Annotated in this window: 13 protein-coding genes and 1 tRNA gene; 8 read left to right on the forward strand and 6 right to left on the reverse strand. The window is 35.3% G+C overall.

Going from position 1 to position 20981, the window contains the following annotated elements; genetic code table 11:
* Positions 1-2943, forward strand: a complete 2943-nt coding sequence (locus tag BUC21_RS14505; protein ID WP_073403713.1) for a glycoside hydrolase family 2 TIM barrel-domain containing protein — start codon at positions 1-3, stop codon at positions 2941-2943.
* 408 nt (positions 2944-3351) lie between these two features.
* Here BUC21_RS14505 and BUC21_RS14510 read toward each other — a convergent pair whose 3' ends face one another.
* From BUC21_RS14510 to BUC21_RS14530, 5 genes are all read right to left on the reverse strand, one after another.
* Positions 3352-3924 (reverse strand): pentapeptide repeat-containing protein, encoded by a 573-nt coding sequence (locus BUC21_RS14510; RefSeq protein ID WP_073403715.1) that lies wholly within the window; start codon positions 3922-3924, stop codon positions 3352-3354.
* A gap of 101 nt (positions 3925-4025) precedes the next feature.
* Positions 4026-4358 carry a zinc ribbon domain-containing protein YjdM gene (locus BUC21_RS14515; RefSeq protein WP_073403730.1) on the reverse strand — a complete coding sequence of 111 codons (333 nt, stop codon included), beginning with the start codon at positions 4356-4358 and terminating at the stop codon, positions 4026-4028.
* 1289 nt (positions 4359-5647) lie between these two features.
* Positions 5648-5720 (reverse strand) — tRNA-Lys (locus tag BUC21_RS14520).
* Positions 5721-5801: 81 nt separating this feature from the next.
* Complete coding sequence (locus BUC21_RS14525; RefSeq protein WP_073403731.1) at positions 5802-6932, reverse strand: AI-2E family transporter; 1131 nt, start codon at positions 6930-6932, stop codon at positions 5802-5804.
* 24 nt (positions 6933-6956) lie between these two features.
* Complete coding sequence (locus BUC21_RS14530) at positions 6957-7550, reverse strand: thymidine kinase (RefSeq protein ID WP_073403732.1); 594 nt, start codon at positions 7548-7550, stop codon at positions 6957-6959.
* A gap of 199 nt (positions 7551-7749) precedes the next feature.
* Here BUC21_RS14530 and rsmI point away from each other — a divergent pair, with 199 nt between their 5' ends.
* From rsmI to BUC21_RS14565, 7 genes are all read left to right on the forward strand, one after another.
* Complete coding sequence (rsmI, locus tag BUC21_RS14535; RefSeq protein ID WP_073403733.1) at positions 7750-8424, forward strand: 16S rRNA (cytidine(1402)-2'-O)-methyltransferase; 675 nt, start codon at positions 7750-7752, stop codon at positions 8422-8424.
* Between the two features lie 40 nt (positions 8425-8464).
* Complete coding sequence (locus tag BUC21_RS14540) at positions 8465-9325, forward strand: Cbp1 family collagen-binding glycoprotein adhesin (RefSeq protein ID WP_073403734.1); 861 nt, start codon at positions 8465-8467, stop codon at positions 9323-9325.
* Positions 9326-9401: 76 nt separating this feature from the next.
* Positions 9402-10091 (forward strand): YjjG family noncanonical pyrimidine nucleotidase, encoded by a 690-nt coding sequence (locus BUC21_RS14545; protein ID WP_073403735.1) that lies wholly within the window; start codon positions 9402-9404, stop codon positions 10089-10091.
* A gap of 396 nt (positions 10092-10487) precedes the next feature.
* Positions 10488-13643, forward strand: coding sequence for a SusC/RagA family TonB-linked outer membrane protein (locus BUC21_RS14550; protein ID WP_083547720.1), 3156 nt, complete (start codon positions 10488-10490; stop codon positions 13641-13643).
* Positions 13644-13655: 12 nt separating this feature from the next.
* The gene (locus BUC21_RS14555; RefSeq protein ID WP_073403736.1) at positions 13656-15242 is read left to right on the forward strand and encodes a RagB/SusD family nutrient uptake outer membrane protein; all 1587 of its coding nucleotides are present in this window, start codon (positions 13656-13658) and stop codon (positions 15240-15242) included.
* 21 nt (positions 15243-15263) lie between these two features.
* The gene (locus BUC21_RS14560) at positions 15264-16022 is read left to right on the forward strand and encodes a hypothetical protein (protein WP_073403737.1); all 759 of its coding nucleotides are present in this window, start codon (positions 15264-15266) and stop codon (positions 16020-16022) included.
* A 97-nt stretch (positions 16023-16119) separates the two neighbouring features.
* Complete coding sequence (locus BUC21_RS14565) at positions 16120-17958, forward strand: thiol protease/hemagglutinin PrtT (protein ID WP_073403739.1); 1839 nt, start codon at positions 16120-16122, stop codon at positions 17956-17958.
* A gap of 105 nt (positions 17959-18063) precedes the next feature.
* Here BUC21_RS14565 and BUC21_RS14570 read toward each other — a convergent pair whose 3' ends face one another.
* Positions 18064-20961, reverse strand: a complete 2898-nt coding sequence (locus BUC21_RS14570) for a M16 family metallopeptidase (protein WP_073403741.1) — start codon at positions 20959-20961, stop codon at positions 18064-18066.
* Positions 20962-20981 lie beyond the last annotated feature (20 nt).

Raw genomic sequence — 20981 nt, forward strand, 5'->3', positions numbered from 1 at the left:
ATGATGAGAAGACTATATACACTAATGTGTATGACGGCCGCCACTTTGTTATTAATGGCACAACAACCGCATCCTGAACGCTATTATCTTTCGGGTACAGGTCTTGAAAATACCAAAACCTGGAAATTCTACTGTACCAAAGGTCAGCATAGTGGAAAATGGGGAAAAATTCAGGTGCCATGTAACTGGGAACTTCAGGGATACGGCGATTATACTTATGGCCGTTATTATAAAACCAAAGGAGGCGTAGCCAGCAACGAAGAGGGAACCTACCGCTACTCTTTTAAAGTACCGACAGCCTGGAAAGGTCAGAAAGTTAAAATCGTATTTGATGGTGTGATGACTGATACCAAAGTAACAATCAATGGCAAATCTGCCGGAGAGATGCATCAGGGTGGCTTCTATCGTTTTTCTTATGATATAACCGATTTAGTTGATTATAAGAAAACTAACGAGTTGGAAGTACATGTAGCCAAAGAATCGGCCAATAAATCTGTTAATGCAGCCGAACGTAAGGCGGATTGGTGGTTATATTCCGGAATCTATCGTCCAGTATGGCTAGAGACTACTCCTCAAAATGCAATGGATTATGTGGTTGTGAGTGCCAAAGCAGATGGTAAGATGACTGTTGGAGTAGATTTTGCAGGTGATGTTAAAGGATATTCTTTGTCTGCATCCGTGAAATCTTTAGCGGATGGCAAAGTTCTTAGCAGTAATGCAGGCTCAACTGTATCTACCAGTGTAAAATCCAACGAAAGACTGATTTGGAAAACTTCCTGGGATAAGCCAAAAACGTGGGATCCGGAACATCCAAATCTTTATGTTGTTAAACTGGTACTTAAAGATGCAAATAATGAGATAGTACAAACAAAAGAGATACGTACAGCCTTCCGAACTTTAGAGTTCTTTGAAAAAGATGGTCTTTATCTCAATGGTACCCGACTTATTGTAAAAGGTGTAAACCGTCATACATTTTGGCCGGAAGGTGGCCGCACTACCAGCCATGCTTTAAGTCTTCAAGATGCCAAACTGGTTAAGGAGATGAATATGAATGCTATCCGTTCTCATTATCCGCCCGATGAACATTTTCTGGATGTATGCGACTCGATAGGTATTCTATATATGGATGAATTGGCCGGATGGCAAAATAGCTACGATTCCAATATTGGTCCTAAATTGGTTGAGGAGATGATTAAACGTGATGTTAATCATCCTTGTATTATGATCTGGAGCAATGGAAATGAAGGTGGATGGAATAATAGTCTCGATAAGCTTTTTGCTAAATATGATTATCTGCAACAACGACATGTGGTGCACCCCTGGGCTGACTTCAACGAACTGGATACCCACCATTATCCTGCATACCTTACTGGGGTAGGACGTTTCGTTAATGGTTATAAGGTATTCATGCCAACAGAGTTTATGCATGCAATGTACGATCAGGGCGGAGGTGCAGGCTTGAGAGATTTCTGGGAACGTTGGATGACGAGTCCGTATTTTGCAGGTGGATTTATCTGGGCTTTCTGTGATGAGGCTATAGCTCGTACCGATAAGAAAGGAATCCTTGATTCTGATAACTCTAATGCGCCCGACGGACTTTTAGGTCCGCATCGTGAAAAGGAGGGAAGCTTTTATGCAGTGCGCGAAAGCTGGTCGCCTATCCAGATTAAACCAATGCACGTTACTTCTAATTTCATTGGTGATTTCTTTGTAACCAACGAATATCTGTTTACCAACTTAAGTGAATGCACTATGAAATACAAAGTACTCTCTTGCGGTGCTCCTTTAAGCGGTAATACCGAGAATAAGGAAATAGCTGCCGGAGATGTTAAATTGCCATCTATTGCTCCGGGTGAAACAGGTAAGGCGCACTTTGATGTTCCGTCTGCTTTACAGCAAGGAGATGTATTAGCTCTTGAAGCATTCAATAAAAATGGCGAAAGCATTTGTAATTGGTCATACCCAATTCATCTGGTAGAAAAATACTTTGATAAGTCAATAAGCAAAGGTGTAGTTGCCGGAAGCGTAGGTGCTGCGCAAAACAACATGGCTGATGCAACAAAGAATGATTCTGAGATTGTATTAAAAGGAGGGAATATGACTGTTACTTTTAATGCAGAAAATGGTATGATAAAGAAAATTCTTTCAGAAGAGAAGGAGATACCGTTTAATAACGGTCCTGTTCCTGTTGGTATGAAGATGAAATATGATGCAGCAAAGAGTTATATAAACACTGTAACAATTAAAGATGCCGACAAAAGAGAGAGACTGACGGCAGGTGCTACTTATAATTGCAATGCAGCAGTTTACTGTGCAAAATATCTCGGTGCTGCCGATTCTATTGTATGGACATTAACAAATGATGGCTTACTTTACATGGATGCTGTTCTTTTGAACCGTGCTTCAGGTGGTGGCGGTTTCGATGATGCCTTTACCGATGACGAGGTTTACAACCTGGGGCTTACATTCTCTTATCCCGAAGCAAACTGCTCGGGTATGAAATGGTTTGGCAAAGGTCCTTACCGTGTATGGAAAAACCGTTTGCCAGGAACCAACTACGGTGTATGGCACAAAGATTACAATAATACCATTACCGGCGAAAGTTTCGAGAATCTTATATATCCCGAGTTTAAAGGTTATCATGCAAATCTCTATTGGGCTACACTGGAGAGTAAAACAACACCGTTTACAGTCTATGCACATAATGATGGAATCTATTTCCGGGTATTTACTCCCGAAGAACCAAAAGGGCGTGCCGATGGTAAACCAACAATGCCAGAGTTTCCACAAGGAGATATATCTTTCTTGCTAGATATTCCTGCTATCTGTTCTTTTAAACCAATCAAACAGCAAGGACCGCAGAGTCAGCCGGGTAATATCCGGATTAAAAAAGGTGATGAAGGTGTAAGAATCAATCTGATGTTTGACTTCCGTCAGAAATAGATTTCCTTTATTATATAAATGAAAGCCGGCAAATAAAGAATTGTCGGCTTTCATATTTATATATAATGTCTAGGTCTCTTTATGTATAAATTTAGCTATATGAATATCAACTTCATTAATAATTAGAATTCAACCTCTACTCATAAAATTTAATTTTCGCAAAAAAAAGTCTTGCAGTCTAGCAGTGTTTATTTAATATATTGTGAATCAATCGAATATAGGCGCTAGACTTCTTCGGAAAAGTCTAGCGGCAATCTAGCAGTCTAGCACCTAAATTTTATGAAGATATAATATACAAATATCTGCTGAGCCTTTTTTATTTCTCTGGTATAATGTTTGTGTTATCTTGTATAAAACAAATATTTCTTTTGTACAAGAGTGTAAAACGTAGTTTAGTTATTTATCGCTTTACTCTATATCCAGATTATACTTATCAAGTAATCCGATAACTTCCATTCTGGAGAACTTTGCTTTTCGTATTCGGTTTATTTCAGGGTCAATGGAATAATTATAAGATGTGCGGAAGTCGGCCCTTTCAAGATTAGTTCTGGAAAAGATTGTTCTGCTGAGGTTGCAGTTCTTGAAAATAGAATTGCTCAGCTCAGTCTCGGTAAAATCTACCTCCTGTAAATCGCAATTTATAAAATTTGTAGCTTTCAACTTTAGTTTGTAAAAAGAGGCTAAATGAAGGATGCATTCTTCAAAAGAAAAGGAGATCAGAAAGTTGTTGCACTCTTCAAAGTTTAATCCAACCAGCTTACTATTTAAAAACTTTACATCTCTGAATATCGTGTTTCTGATGGTTGCCATACTGAGATCGCAATTACTGAACTGACAATCAATAAAAGCAATATTTGATAAATCGGCATTGGCGAAAATGCAATTAATAAAGTTGCAATCTGAATATTCTCCTATTGCCAGCTGTTCATTCAGGCCGTTAATACCTTTGAACTCTTTGTTCTCAAAAATCAGGTTTGCCATAAATCTTTAGTTAAATACCTAAGTGCACAAAGGTAATAAAGAAAAACGACTATCAGATACTTGCGTCTTGATAGTCGTTTGATACTTTTGTAAGTTGTCGCTTATTTTTTCAGGAAGCAAGTCTTTAGTACAATACTGCTTCCATCTATTTTACAGTCAACTTCTTCAGGGATTTCTGTCAGGCGAATGCTTTTAACTTTTGTCCCTCTTTTAATGACCATTGATGATCCTTTTACTTTAAGATCCTTGATTACAGTTACAGAATCGCCATCCATCAGTTCGGCCCCATTGCTGTCGCGGGGTACATCGGGAGTTGTTTCCGTCGCAGCGCTTTCTGCGTTGAACTCGTGGGAACAGTCGGGACATACGTAAAGGGAACCGTCAAAGTAGGTGTTTTCACCCTGGCAGTTCGGACAATTTGGAATTTCGTTCATCTGTTTTTGATTGAATTTATATATTAAAATTAAAATGCGGATTAAAAAAAAGAGACAGCCTCTGTTGTCTCTTCCACCGAGCAATCCGTTTGGAATTCTTGCTTGAAGGGTTTATGCCTTTGACTATGGGTTGCTTTCTAAACTACTAAAAAATAATTTTGTCTGCTTGGCATTTCGGGTTCAAAACTACAACATTCCTTTCAATTAGCCAAACTTATATAATTAAAAGAGGTTTCTTAGTGTAATATGGGAGCCCTAATGTAGGTGTAGTCTTGTACATTGAAAGCAAAATAACACTTCTGAAACCGCTATTACTAATTATCCCAAGGAGAAAGATAAAGACCTGGTTTCAGCCCATACTCATCACACGCCTTGCGGAGTTTTGCAATAACGTCGCCTTTGCCGTTTTTTCATGGAGAAGCATTTACCGAATAGTTGGTGTATTTATAGAATCACGGGTGCGAGTTTACATGTTGTTTTAAGATATGACTCGCCGGAGTTTGGTAAAACTCCGGTTTGTCTTTTTAAAAACTATTCCGGATGTTTGTGTGTTCTTGTACAAAAGAATGTATTCTTCTGTACAAAACAATTAATTCTTTTGTACAGAAGATATAATTGTTTTGTACAACATTACATCAACCTCCCGCCTGAGATATAAAAAGCCATTCGGGAGTTTAAGTAACCTCCCGCTGCATCTTTCCGGAAAACCGAAGTGGCATTTGATAACCTGCAAAACCACTACATAAATTTCAATTTTGCGAAATTGATCTAGCAATCTAGCAGTAAGCTTTTAAGTTGTTGTTTATAAGTGCGATAGAAGTGCTAGATCAAAATAATTTGATCTAGCGCTGATCTAGCAATCTAGCAGTTTGTCTCGTCCTTATTCTGGTTGACTGCGTTTATTGTTGATCCTAATATTGGTTGTCTAAAGTGCTGTTTATCAATTGTTTTTCTGTGATAGGTTGTTTGGATTGTATATGATTTAACCGCCAAAGCGCTAGATCGCTAGATCACTGCTAGATCAATTTGGTTTGATCTAGCGGTGGTAATATGTTTATAGTTAGTTTGTTATTTGGGTGGTGCTAGATTGCTAGATCAATTTGTGGATTTTTAATTTTCTTGAGAAGGTTTTTATTTTGTGTAACCTGTTAAAATTTCATTGATAACTTTTGTTTTAAAAAGTTAGATAGTTGTATAAGCAGGATAGGGGGGTAGGTATAAAATAAAAACTCCCTGAATCAATGATTCAAGGAGTTTCCTACATCGAGATGAACTTTCGTTCTTTCTTGTGATCCGCTTGGGGCTCGAACCCAAGACCCCAACATTAAAAGTGTTGTGCTCTACCAGCTGAGCTAGCGAATCATTTCGTTTAGTTCTCTTTAGCGGGTGCAAAGATACGGCTTTTTCTTTACGCTCCAAACTTTTCGTGTATTAATTTTCTAGTTATTTTTTGATGTTTTCCTTTTTGTTCTGATTATCAGAGCTTTCAGGGTTGATAATTTTTTCACGGTGTATTACGAATCTTTTATAATACGATAGTATAAGAGATGTTGTTGGCAATGCAATGATCATACCTAGTATTCCCAGCAATGATCCCCAAATGGAAAGAGAGAGTAAAATAACAGCAGGATTAAGTCCTGTAACTCTTCCCATAACTTTAGGAACGATAAAAGAATCTTCTACAGCCTGCACAATTGCAAAAACTAATAATGCCGATCCTAAAACAACCCAGATACTTTCTCCCGTATCTGCTACTTTCAGTAATCCTAGTATAAGTGCCGGGAACAGCGCAATAACCTTCATGTAAGGCACCATAGATAACACGCCAATTAAAAGAGCAAGCCCCAATGCTAATGGATACCCAATAATAAGAAATCCTATTCCGGAGAGTATCATAACACACATAGCAACCAAAGCCTGTCCTCTGAAGTAACGGTTCATACCATTTTTAAGGTCAGTAATTACACTGGATGCAAATCGTCTGTATCTGCTTGGTATAAATTCTATCCAGCCTTCTGCTATTGCTTCATAATCAAGAAGTATAAAGACCGTATATAGAAGAATAATAAAAGAAGCGATAACGCTGAACAGAATATCCAATGATTCAGATAATAAATTCCAAAGTTTGGGAAGTGCATTCTTTGTAAGGTTGGTAATGTTCTCCGTACTGAATATTTTATTAAGCTCCTTAACATCAAGATTCTCATTTATAAAATCAGCGATTCTCTGCGGAAAGACATTAATGTTCGATTCATTGGATATGTAAGTCATAATCAGGTTGTTTGCTTTCCCGAATTCTTCTATCATTGGCGGTACAAGCAAAGTAATGATGCCTGTTATAACGGAAGCTACAGTCAATAAGGCACATATAATAGCTAAAACCCTGTATTTTAGTTTTAACTTGTATTGAAAGAATCTCACTAACGGATACATGAAGTACGCTATAAGCCAAGCTATAAAGAAAGGAAGTAATACTGCACTCAATTTATCGAGCAAATAAAAGATTCCAACAACTATGGCTACCCCAAAGATAAAACGAATAAAACTATCGAATGTGATTTTCTTTTCAAGCATATCTTAAGTTATTAAATTTAAGGTCTAATCTGTACTTTCCTTCAGAGCTTTATTGTAACATTCCCTGCAAAGAGGTTCATATTCATCTTTTTCCCCTAATAAAACACGTTTGTCGTTTTTAACGATACGGTGTGATATGTATGCAAGCTGGCCGCATTTTACACAGATAGCGTGCACTTTTGTAACTTCGTCGGCAATGGCGCACAAATCGGGCATCGGACCAAATGGTACTCCTTTATAATCCATATCTAATCCTGCGATGATAACTCTTACGCCACTATCCGCTAATTTACTGCAAACATCAGCAAGCCCTTTATCAAAGAATTGTGCTTCATCAATACCTACTACGTCAATGTCTGAAGAAAAAAGTAAAATGCTGGCAGAAGATTCAATAGGAGTGGAGGATATAGAATTACTGTCGTGAGAAACTACATCTTCTTCAGAATATCGGATGTCGATTGCTGGCTTGTAAATCTCAACTCTTTGTCTGGCAAATTTGGCTCTTTTTAATCTGCGGATTAATTCTTCTGTTTTGCCAGAGAACATTGAACCGCAAATAACCTCAATCCGGCCTCTCTTTCGTGTTTCTAATATATGATCTTCGGAAAATATTACCATTTTGCCTTGACTTATTAAAATTTTAGTGTTAGTTTACTAATTGTCTACAAAAATAATACATTTTTTGTGTTTTGCATATTATTTTTTCTACATTTGCGAGACAATCGAACATTTGTGCTGATATGCAAATGATAAAATTAAGATTGACTTCTCTTGTTATTAATTGAGGAGTGAAAAATGTAATCATATATATTTGAACATGGCAAAATTGTATGTTGTACCAACACCAGTCGGTAATTTAGAGGATATGACTTTCAGAGCGATTAAAGTCTTGAAAGAAGCAGATCTGATTTTAGCCGAGGATACACGTACCTCAGGTATATTACTTAAACACTTTGAAATAAAGAACGCCATGCAGTCTCACCATAAGTTTAATGAACATAAAATGGTGGAAAGCGTTGTTAATAGAATAAAGGGTGGAGAAACTGTTGCGTTGATTTCCGATGCAGGAACTCCAGGTATATCCGATCCTGGCTTTTTAGTAGTCAGGGAATGTATTAAAAATGATATAGAAGTTCAATGTCTTCCCGGAGCAACAGCTTTTGTTCCGGCAGTTGTTTCTTCAGGACTTCCCAATGAGCGTTTTTGCTTTGAAGGATTTCTTCCTCAGAAGAAAGGGCGAATGACCAGATTAAAGTCTTTGCAGAGTGAAACTCGTACAATGATTTTTTATGAATCGCCACATCGCCTGCTCAAAACACTAACGCAGTTTGGAGAATATTTTGGAATAGAGAGAAAAGCTTCTGTTTCGAGAGAAATATCTAAATTACATGAAGAAACAGTTCGTGGAACATTGGCCGAATTAATTGAACACTTTACAAACGTTGACCCTCGTGGCGAAATAGTTATTGTGCTAGCAGGTCTTGACGATTAGAAATTTAAATAAAATAGCTTCACTAAAAAACAAAAGACGTATGAAAAAACTATTATTTTTATCTTTATGCGTAGCCATGTTGGCTTCTTGTGATGGCAAAAAAAATGTAGAAAATGACAAGCTTAAGTCTGAAAATGATTCTCTTTTAATGCAATTGACTCAGCGTAATAATGAGTTGGATGAGATGATGGGAACTTTTAATGAAATTCAGGAAGGCTTTCGTCAGATTAATGCAGCTGAAAACCGCGTAGACTTACAAAAGGGAAAACTCTCGGAAAATCCTGCTTCTGCAAAAGAACAAATTGCTTCTGATATTCAGTTTATATCAAAGACAATGGAAGCTAGCAGAGCTCAGATCGCAAAACTTCAATCTCAACTAAAGAACAGTAAATATAGCTCTGCTCAGTTGAAGAAAGCAGTTGAAGGATTGACAGCAGAATTAGAACAAAAAACAAAGCAAATTGAAGAACTGCAAACAGAACTTGCAGCTAAAAACATTCGTATTCAGGAACTGGATGAAGCTGTTACCGGATTGAGCGCTAACGTTCAGACTCTTACTGAAGAAACTACAGCTAAGACCAAGACTCTTTCTGAACAAGATAAAACAATCAATACAGCTTGGTTTGTATTTGGTACTAAATCAGAATTAAAAGCTCAGAAGATTCTTAAGAGTGGCGAAGTTCTTAAAACTGCTGATTTTAATAAAGACTACTTTACTGAAATAGACATCCGTACTACAAAAGAAATTAAGCTTTATTCAAAACGTGCAGACCTTCTGACTAATCACCCAGCAAACTCTTATTCATTAGTAAAAGATGAAAAAGGACAGTTGACTTTGCAAATTACTAATCCAAAAGAATTCTGGAGTGTATCTAAGTATCTGGTAATTCAGGTAAAGTAATATCTTCAGTTTAAACAGAATATTTAGGGGACTGTGTTATTGCACAATCCCCTTTTTTTGAATCACCCATTATTTTATGTATAAAAGTATATTTATTGATTTAGACGATACACTTTGGAATTTTAAGGCCAATGCCAACGATACTTTTCAAGAGATGTATGATAAGTATGGATTTGAACGTTATTTTGATTCTTTCGATCATTTTTATGAACTATACCAAAAAAGGAACAGTGAACTCTGGATTGAGTATGGTGATGGTAAAATAAGTAAGGAGGAGTTAAACCGTCAGCGTTTCCTTTTTCCCCTCGAAGCAGTTGGTGTACCCGATGAAAAACTTGCTAAAAAGTATTCTGACGATTTCTTTTCTGTAATACCTACTAAGAGCGGGCTGGTTCCTTATGCAAAAGAAACTCTTGACTATTTGTCGTCCAGGTATCGTCTCTTTATTCTTTCAAATGGATTTCGTGAGCTTCAGTTTCAGAAGATGCGATCATCCGGTATTTTTCATTATTTTGAGAAAGTCATCCTTTCAGAAGACATTCATGTTCATAAACCGTATCCCGAGATTTTTAATTTTGCATTGTCTTCCACCCAATCTCAACTCGAGGAATCACTGATGATAGGAGATAGCTGGGATGCTGATATTGTTGGTGCAAAAGGGATTGGTATGCATCAGATGTTTTATAATAATATTCATAAAGATGAATATCCTTTTCAGCCCACCTATTTGATAAATTCACTGTCTGAGATTCCTCTATTCATATAATCACAAATTTATTATTTATACTTGTTACTATCCTTCTTTTTAAAAGAAGGATTTTTTTTATGCATATTTTTTTTTATGCAATCTTTTTTTGAATTGATTATACTTCTTTTATTTGTAAAAAGCCATACTTAGGTGCATATTAATTTTATAATATCCTTATAATAATAATTATTCTATTTTTATAACTTTCAAAAAGTAAGACTTGTGGTCTTGTTTTGCAAATATTAGCTGATTTAATATCTTTTAATGGCCTTTTATTATCAGTAATAGTATTAAAATGTAAATATTTAAACTTTTTTTATAATTATAGCTTGTTTGTTTATATATTATTAATATATTTGTAAACTTTTAAAGTGAAAATATATTAATATTGAATCAAACATTAAGAAGAATTTTATGAAGAAAAAATTAATGTTGTTGTTGACTTATATTTTTATAAGTATAGGTCTGGTAACTGCCCAGAATCAGAGAGTTACGGGTATAGTTGTTTCGGAAGAAGATGGGCAACCGATTATTGGAGCATCTGTTTCAGTTAAAGGTACATCTGTTGGTGCTATATCTGATATAGATGGAAGATTTTCTATATCGAATATCCCCAGCTCTGCTAAAACCTTAGTCATTTCTTATATAGGAATGGTTACTCAAGAAGTTGCAATTAAACAAAATGTGAAGATTGTACTAAAATCAAATGCTCAAGTAACAGATGAAGTTGTTGTTGTTGCATATGGAACTGCGAAAAAATCTTCTTTTACAGGTTCGGCTCAGGTTATTAAGAACGATCAAATTGAAAAGCGAGTGGTGGCCAACGTATCTAAAGCCTTAGATGGAGTTGTTGCTGGTGTACAAAGTACTGCAGGATCTGGACAACCTGGATCTGGTGCTTCTGTTGTAATTCGTGGATTTGGATCTATTAATGCTTCAAATAATCCTCTTTATGTTGTAGATGGTATTCCTTTTGATGGTAATATTAGCTCTATAAATCCTAATGATATAGAGTCTATGACTGTGTTGAAAGATGCTTCTGCTGGTGCACTTTATGGCGCTCGTGGAGCTAATGGCGTAGTGATGATTACCACAAAAAGAGGGAAAAATGAAGGAGATAAAATCGATGTGAATTTGAAAGCCAATTGGGGTGTTACTTCCCGTTCGCTGAAAAGATATAATACAGTAAACGAGAAGGAATATTTAGAGTTGGCATTTGAAGCATATAAAAATGAACTGATTAATACCAATGGTGTTGCTCCTTCTGTTGCAGGAACGCAAGCTTTGGCTAAAATGGCAGGTGGTGAAGGTATTCTTGGCGTTAATGAGGAATATAATCCTTATGATTCACCTATCGCGCAATTAATAGATCCTAGTACAGGTAAATTGAACTCTAGTGCAAATTTGAAATATCATGAAAACTGGATGGATGAATTGCAAGCAGATAGTCCTTTAAGACAAGAATACCAATTGGCATTTACAGGCGGCAGCAAGAAAACAAAATATCTAGCTTCAATGGGCTATTTGAATGAAGGAGGACTGTTGAAAACAACAAGCTTTGAACGTTATTCAGGAAGATTGAATGTAGACTCAGAAGCAAAAGATTGGTTAAAATCTGGGTTAAGCTCTTCATTTGCTCAGTATAAATCAAATTATGCAGCTGGTGCGGGCACAACACAAAATAGTAATGTTTGGTATTCTGCTCAGTTCATGGCTCCAATTTATCCAGTATATATGCATAGTGCTGATGGTGGCTTAGCTTTGAATTCAGATGGAAATAAGCAATTTGATTATGGATCAAATCGTGTTAATCAGAGTAATTGGAACCCAATTGCAACATTGTATGATGATAAGGCAGAAACCTTGGTTGATAATATGAGTGCAAGAACTTATATAACATTACATGCAGATGATGATAAATATGGTTTCTTGAAAGGATTTAATTTCACAACTAATTTTGGGCTTGATTACTATTCAGCTAGAGGGGCAGAGTATGCAAATCCATATAATGGTAATGCTGTGGGAGTTAGTGGTCGATTAACAAAAGAATCTTCCAGAATGTTAAGCTATACTTTCAATCAATTACTTACTTATAACCGTACATTTAATGATCATTCCTTCGATATATTAATTGGTCATGAATATTATGCACTTAAAACAAATTACTTATCAGCTCAAAAAACAGGTTTCCCATTTGGTGGCCTTTATGAATTGGCAGCTGCAAGTACATTGACAGATGGTACTTCTTATGAAGATAATTATTCAATAGATTCTTATTTGAGTCGTTTGAATTATAATTATAAAGAAAAATATTATTTAAGTGGAAGTTTTCGTACTGACGGTTCTTCTCGCTTTTATGAAGATCAGCGTTGGGGTACTTTCTGGTCTGTTGGTGGCTCATGGAGAATCAGCCGAGAGAGTTTTCTTTCTGATGTAAACTGGATTAATAATTTAACTTTGAAAGCTAGTTATGGTATTCAAGGTAATGATGCTCTGTCAAGTTATTATCCATATCAGAGCTTATATAGCCTTGGCTATCCTAATGCTAGTGCTAGTGGCGCGATGATTTCTTCTTTAGAAAACAAAAAATTGAAATGGGAAAAGAATGCCAATTTAAATATTGGAGTCGAAGCCACACTTTTTGATCGTTTATACTTAACTTTTGAATATTTTAATAAGAATACCAAAGATTTATTAATGAAGATGCCTAAAGCTACTTCAACAGGATTTGATAGCTACTGGAATAATATTGGTAAAGTGAGAAATACGGGTGTTGAACTTTCTGTAAAAGTTGATGTCTTAAAAAATACTCCGCTTAAATGGAGTTTTACAGCAATGGGCAGCCATGTGAAAAATAAGATCATTAAACTTGCTGATAAACCAGAAATAATTAGTGGAAATATTATTTTGAAAGAAGGTGAGGCTATAAATTCTTTCTATCTGCCTACTTCTGCTGGTGTTGACCCTCTTACTGGTAATCAGCTGTATTTAATTAAGGAAAAAGATGCTGATGGCAATGTTACTAAAGAATATAAGTCTTCAAACTACTCATTGGCGCTAAGTAACCGTGAGATTGCAGGTAATCGTATACCAGATCTTTATGGTAGCTTTAATAATGAATTTAAATATAAAGGTTTTGATCTCTCTCTTCTTACCACTTATTCAATCGGAGGTAAAATCTATGATTCAAATTACAATGTCCTTATGGGAAAAGGTATTCTATATAAAGGAACAACTTTTCATAAGAACTTGTTACGTAGATGGCAAAACCCTGGTGATATTACTGACGTCCCTAAATTAGCTTGGGATAATAATATTAATGTTACGAATAAAGATATGCTTGACGCTTCGTATTTTTCAATAAAGAATATCACTGTTGGATATACTTTACCAAAATCTTTGTTGAAAAAGATTGGCTTTGAGAGTATACGTATATTTGGTACAGCCGATAATCTTGCAGTTTTTTCTCATCTTGATGGTATGGATCCTCAATATTCATTGTCTGGTACAACTAATTATGTGTATACACCATCTAAAGCGATATCTATTGGCATTGATGTTAAATTTTAAATTTTGATTATTATGAAAAAAAGAATAATAATAAATACATTTGCGTTTCTCGGACTCCTTACTGGTTTCGCGTCATGCAGTAGCGATGATTTGGAAACATCTCCTACAGATTCTGTTTCTGGAAATGTAATTTTTAGTAGTGTTCAGGGTGGTGAAGTAGCAATGAACGGGATTTATCGGGCAACTTATACATCTGGATGGAGTGATGGCAACACGCATCAAAACTTTGGGAATATGTCAACTGCATTATTTGCAGACTTGATGGGTGATGATATGGTTCAAAATGAAATGGGCAGCGGTTGGTTTTATTATGATTATAATCATAGTGCACGTACCCGCTATACTAGTAAGAATTGGAGATCATATGCAACTTGGAATTATTACTATACATTAATAAGTAATGTAAATTACATTCTTGCTAAAGAATCTACATTATCTGGTCTTGCGGAACAAAAAGCAAATTTGTTTGCACAAGCTTATGCAATGCGTGCATTTTGTTATTTCAATTTGATCCAATTATTTCAGCAGACTTATGTAGGACATGAACAATCTCCGGGAGTTCCTTTATATACAGAACCAACAGAAGCCACTACTGAAGGAAAGGGTAGAGGTACCGTTGAAGATGTTTATACCCAGATTAATTCAGATATAAATAAAGCTATTGAATTGTTTAAAGAGGCTGAAAAAGGAGGCGTTTCGCAAAAGGCTATTTCTAATATTGATTTGTATGTATCATACGGCATAAAAGCTAAAGTTGCTTTGGTTCAAAATAAATGGGCCGATGCTGCCGAAGCGGCTAAACTTGCGTTGACGAAACCAAATCTTACTTTAGCATCTGCAGGTGACTTGAGTAAAGGTATGAATAGTACCGAAATTTCTTCTGTACTATGGGGCGCTAAGATAATTGCAGATCAATCTACGGCTTATGCTTCATTCTTTTCACACATGGACCCCACAACAGGTAGTATGTATGGAGCGAAATCTCGTAAATGTATTAGTGCCTGGTTATATAAACAAATACCAGTTACAGACTTCCGTCATGACAGTTGGTGGAATGGTAAACTGACAACTAATGAAGCAACAGGACCTAATTTTAGCTATTGTCAGAAAAAGTTTTTGTTCTCTGATCTTAAAACATATACAGGTGATTACATCTATATGCGTGCCGAAGAAATGTTGCTAATTGAAGCTGAGGCCGAAGCTAGAAATGGGCATCCTGATGTAGCTAGAAATTTAATGAAAACCTTTGGTGAAATTCGTGATACGAAATATGCAACCCGATTGGCAGCTGTAAGCGATGCAGCTACATTAACTCTTGATGAAAATGGAACAGGTACAGCTCCTGTAATTACTACATTACTTGATGAAATAATACTTCAACGTCGTATTGAATTATGGGGAGAATATGGTCGTATCTTTGATATATTACGTTTAAAAACAGGCTTTAATAGAGGCTATACGGGTACAAATCATACGGTTAAGCTCGTTGGTACCGATACTGCTAAACCAGATTGGAAAGCGTTTATTTTGACTATCCCTCAAACAGAATTTGATGGTAATGTAAATTTGGATGCAACTAAAGATCAAAACCCAATTTAAGAATTAAATAGCGATAAAAAGATGAAAAAATATTTATATATATTAGGAGTTGTGTCTCTTTCATTACCGCTTTTGCTTACATCTTGTAATCAAGATAATGAAGGCTTAACTTATGAATCAGAAACTGGTAACTATACCTCTTTTAGACAGAACGCATTAAATTATTCGTTAAATGGAAACGAAAATGAGGTGCTTATACCAATTTACAGAGAAAATACAAAAGGAACTGAAACAGTTGATTTAAAACCAGTAAAATCTTCGGTATTATCTATAGAATCAATGTCAGTAAGTTTTGCTGATGGAGAAAATATGGCTTATGCAAAGATTAAAGCAAATCTTGATTTAATGGAATATGGACCAACTTATAAAGTGGGCTTGAAGCTTGCTGATGCAAGCAAAGTATCTACTTTTGGGATTGATTCAATTACTGTATCAATAGGACGTACTCTTACTTGGACTCCGATGACTCAAAAAGGTCTTTTTGCATCAGAAGCGATGGAGGACTCCTGGAGTGTGGATGTGGTTAAAGCTGATCAAACAACATTTTATATTGTTAAGGACTGTTATGAAAAGAACTTTGATATACGATTTGATGTTGATAAGACCGGAAAAGTTACGGTTGCAGCTCAAAAGGCATGGACTCATTCTAGTTATGGACAAGTATATGTAAGTGGTACTGGTACTTATGCTAATAATGTTATCACTGTTGCTTTGAAGCATTACGTATCAGCGGGTTCTTTTGGCACATTTACTGAAAAACTTACTATTCCTGCTAATTAAAATCTAAGTAAAGAATATCTTTTTTGATAAAGAGTCCTTCGTTTTATTTAACAATGAAGGACTCTTTTACTTTAATATACCCTCTAATTTTTTTGAGATGAAACGATTTGTAAACCTTCTGATCTTTTATTTGTTCTTTTTTTGCTTTACTGTCTTTTCAAAAGAGGTAAAACAAGATGAGGCTTTCAAAGTAGCTTCTAACTTTGTAAGCCAACATTGTACTGTTTTTACAAGATCTTTGCCATCTTTATCATTAGTATATATATGCTCAGATGTGCAAACTAAATCAGCCTCTGGAAGTAATGTGTATTATTATGTTTATAATATTACTTCATCAAATGGATTTGTTGTTATTTCCGGAGATGATCGCGCTTTTCCCGTTTTAGGTTACTCGGATAAAGGGAGCTTTGATTCGGATAGTATTCCGGATAATTTTCGCTATTGGCTGAATGAATATAGAAAACAGATAGCTTGGGTAATTGAAAATGGAAAAATTCAGTCGCAGACTGTAGGAGAACAGTGGACTGCTTTGCAAAGTGGGAAGGTATTAACTGCTGAAAATAGTAGCGTGTTGTTACAAACAGCACTTTGGAATCAAATGAAACCCTATAATAATAAATGTCCTTACAATAGCAGTGGTTTGAAAAGATGCCCAACAGGATGTGTTGCAACAGCAATGGGCATACTTATGAAGTATCATCGCTGGCCTCTAAAAGGAATAGGAAATCATAGCTATGTATCTAAAACTCTAAACAAAGCATTATATGCTGATTTTGAGTTGGATTATATATGGGATGATATGCTTGATGAATATAAGGTGGATGGAGTAACTAACTTGTGGAATGATAATCAGGATTGGATGGTATCAACCTTGATGTATCACTGTGGTGTAGCTTCTGAAATGGATTATTCCTCAAACAGCAGTGGAGCATACACTTATAATGCGGTAAAAGGAATGATAGAATATTTTGGCTACGATAAGTGTATGCGTTTATTGCCTAGAGAATATTATAAAGATGATGAATGGAGCCAAATGATACGTAATGAATTAGATAACTCACGCCTTGTAATGTACGGTGGTTCTAATGAAGGTGGAGATGGACATCAATTTATTTTTGATGGATATAACTCTAACGGATATTATCATGTGAACTGGGGTTGGGGAGGTCTTTCAAATGGATATTTTTTATTAAGTTCACTAGATCCTGAAACGCAGGGAACTGGTGGTAATAGTGGAACTGGATTTTCTATTGATCAGGAAATGGTTGTTGGAATAAAGAAAGCAGAACAAAATTCAGATTATGTGACTAATCTATATCTCACTTCTTACAATGATGTAAATGGTCTGTTTATGAATGAAAGTAATGTTGAAGTTAATAAAGATTTTAATGTATCTATTGTTGCATATAACTATTGTTTAAAGGCGTTTTCAGGAATGATTGGTATAGGATTGGTCAATGAATCTAATGAATTGAAAGAAATCGTAGGCGGAGGCAAAATGGATAGTTCTCTCTCTTTTTTAAGACTAGTTAGTGCTGTATTACCATGCAAAATAACGACAAACCTTTTGGCTACAGATAAACTCCAACCATTTTATAGTGATGACGGAGTAATTTGGAAAAGAATTCGAGGTAGTAATAATACTATCAATGAATTGTCTGTAAATAATCCAACTGCAATTAATTATAAAACTTCTGATACTCAGATAAAAGTTTTTCTTAGTGAAGATGAATCTACTTTATCTGTGAGTATACCTTTAGAATTTGAGGCAAAACAAGTATCTATCTTTAATATAGATGGACGAATGATAAATCAAATAAATGTGAGTGATAATGTGGTATTATACATCCCAGTAAATAAATTACCAAAAGGTTTGTATGTTGCATTGATAAAAACAAAGAATGGTATGGATAGTTTTAAATTTATCAAGAAATAAGAACTAGTTTTTGTTTTGGGAACTTACTTAAAAAAATCCGAGCCACCAATTTAATAGGTGACTCGGATTTTTTTTATGCATTTTAAAGTTTTATGGATAGTAGATTTAGAATAGGGCGTCTTTATCATTAAAAAGTTTATTCTCGCTTAGTCTTATAACTTTACCAAACTTTTTCAAATCATCTGTTTTAATGTTTTTCGGATTTCCCATAATGGCAATACCTATAGAATGACCTTTGATATTCTTTAGATAGAAGTTATAAATATCATCAAAGGTAAGAGCGTCTATTTTAGATAAGTTCTCTTTTGCAGGATCTTCTACGTATCCAAGTTTTTTGTAACTCTCATATACTCTTGCTTTGTATCTGAAATCAGGATGAGTTGTTAATGCTTCCTGACGTAAGTAGCTTTTGATATTTTCCAAACGCTCAGGATTCTTAGGCATATCATTCAATAAACCCATGAAAACAGAAAGTGCATCTATTGCTTTATCATTTTGGGTACCTATACTTCCGGAAAAATAGGTTGGCTTATCTTTCAATCCCGTGCTTCCTACATAAGCACCTGCTGTATATGCCATTGAACGTTTTTCTCTGATTTCATTTAAGACAAGTCCATTGAACCCTCCAGAGAAATACTGATTAAATGCATCTCGTAATACATCATCTTTTTTATCATAATTTTCTCCGGGCATAAAAAACATTATCTGACTTTGCTCAGCATCAGTATTTGGCAGGAAGTAAACCGTGTTTTCAGTATATGCTGCAAAGTCTTTTACTATAGGTGACTTGCTCTCCTTTTCGTTAGCCACTAAAGGTAGATTCTTACTTAATATATCATATACTTGATCAAAGTCCATATTGCCAACGTAATATATTTCTGCTTCATAATTAGATGCGCGGTTTATATCGCCAGTAAGTTCTGCAATTTGAAGTTCATATACTTCTTTGTCTGTTAGGTCTTTAATATAATCTGATTTATTTTGATATTTTAGGTACTCATTTAAAGCCGCAGTAAGAATCTGACTATTTTGTTTTTGAACAGATCGGCCTCCGAGTGCACTTCCTTTTAGTTGACTTAGTTGCTTATCATCCAGTTTTGGCATTAATATTTGTCGGGATAGTAACTGACATGCTTGAACTAAAGTATTATCGTACCCTCTTAATGTTATATTTAAATAGCTATCATTAGCTTGCACATCACAAGTAGCATTTAATTTACTAAATTCTTTTTTAAGTTCTTGCGCATCATACGAGCCCATAATTCCAGCATTATTCATTAAAGAAGCAGCGTAACCTAATTTTGGGAAAACTTCTGTTCCTGCTCCATAACGAATTTGAAGACTAAATACATTATTTTCTGTGTTTTTTGTATAATATAGTTTTGAACGTTCATTTATTTTCTTTATTTGAACATCATCAAAATTCATAAATTTTTCTTCAACTTGTCCTATTGGTAAGCGTTTGAATTGCGATGCATATAGAGATGATTGTCCTACTGGTGCTTCTACTGGTTTATATTTAGGCTTTTCTATTTTGCCTTCTTTACTCGGTTTGCCTTTTTCAACATATAGTGCAAGGTAATTTTCGGATAAGTACTTTTTTGCTACTTTCTTTATATCGTCAATGGTAACAGCCATTACTTTGTCTTTGTATCCCAAAGCATCTCCTAAATCTTGTTCATTAATAAATGCATTCAGCAAAATATCGGCTTTACTTGAGTTATTCTCCATTCTCAAGTCAAAGTCACGGCACATATTTGCTTTAACTGCATTAATAACCCAGTCTTCAATATCTCCGTTTGCAACTTTTTGTATAGCTTTAATTATTTTTTTCTCAGTTCCTTTGTTTGACTCAAAAAGTTTTTGATTTTCATCATATAATGGAATAGCAGTAATAAGGCAACGTCCTTGTTCTCGTAATGAAACTAATGATGCCGAGCAGCCTCCAATATCTCCGTCAATTTTTAATTTATCAAGTGTTCCGGTTAAACCTGAATTTTGAAGTAACTCCATTGTTATTTCCAATGGAATTTCATCGGGGTCTCCACTTTTTACTCCTTGATATACAAGGTGCACGCTAGGGTTATGTCCTACTTTTGCTATAGATTGCTTACGACCACTAATGTTAAGGTCTGGGTAAGTTTTACGCTCTGGAATAGTCTTTTTCTCTAATTGGCCGAATGTGGCAGCAATACGGGCACTGATTTGTTTTGCATTAACGTTTCCTACTATAATAAGTACCATGTTTTCTGGAGCGTACCAGTTATTGTAAAAATCAATAAGTTTGCTTATTCTTGGGTTTTTTAAATGCTCTCCTAAGCCTATTATAGGACGTGAATATGGATGCCCTTCAAATGATTTTTCCAGAATGAAACTGTTTATAGCATTTCCAGGGTTATCTTTTGAACGATTATATTCTTCGTAAACAGTTTCTAACTCTGTTTGAAAAGTACGAAACACCGGGTGAATAAAACGTTGAGAAGAGATTTCTAGCCACTTGTTTAATTGAAATGCGGGGAATGAGTTGTAGTACATTGTTAAATCGTAACTAGTTCCGGCATTCAGTCCTTTTCCGCCTATGCTTTCTATTAGGTTTGAGAACTCACTGGATACACTGATTTTTCCGGCTTGAACCGTAAGATCATTGATCTCTTTATTGATTGCATCCTTTTTTGCAGGATCATTTGTCTCAGCCATCTCATCGTATTTTTGCACAATCTTTTTGTAGAGAGGTTCTTCTTCCACCCAATTTAAAGCACCTATCTTATCAGTTCCCTTAAATAATAAATGCTCCAGGTAATGAGCTAGACCTGTGTATTGTTCTGGGTCGTTAATGGAACCAGCTCTTACTCCTACTAGGCCATATACGTCGGACTTTGTACTATCTTCCCATATGTATACGGAGAGACCGTTTTTTAACTTAAAGGCACTTAATCCCTGTGAATATGAAGGCATAGAGATTATGAATGCACAAAGAAAAATTGTAAACTTTAGATGTTTCATATTAAAATAATTGAATGTTA

Origin of the sequence: Bacteroides luti, from assembly GCF_900128905.1 — a bacterium.
GTDB lineage: Bacteria > Bacteroidota > Bacteroidia > Bacteroidales > Bacteroidaceae > Bacteroides > Bacteroides luti.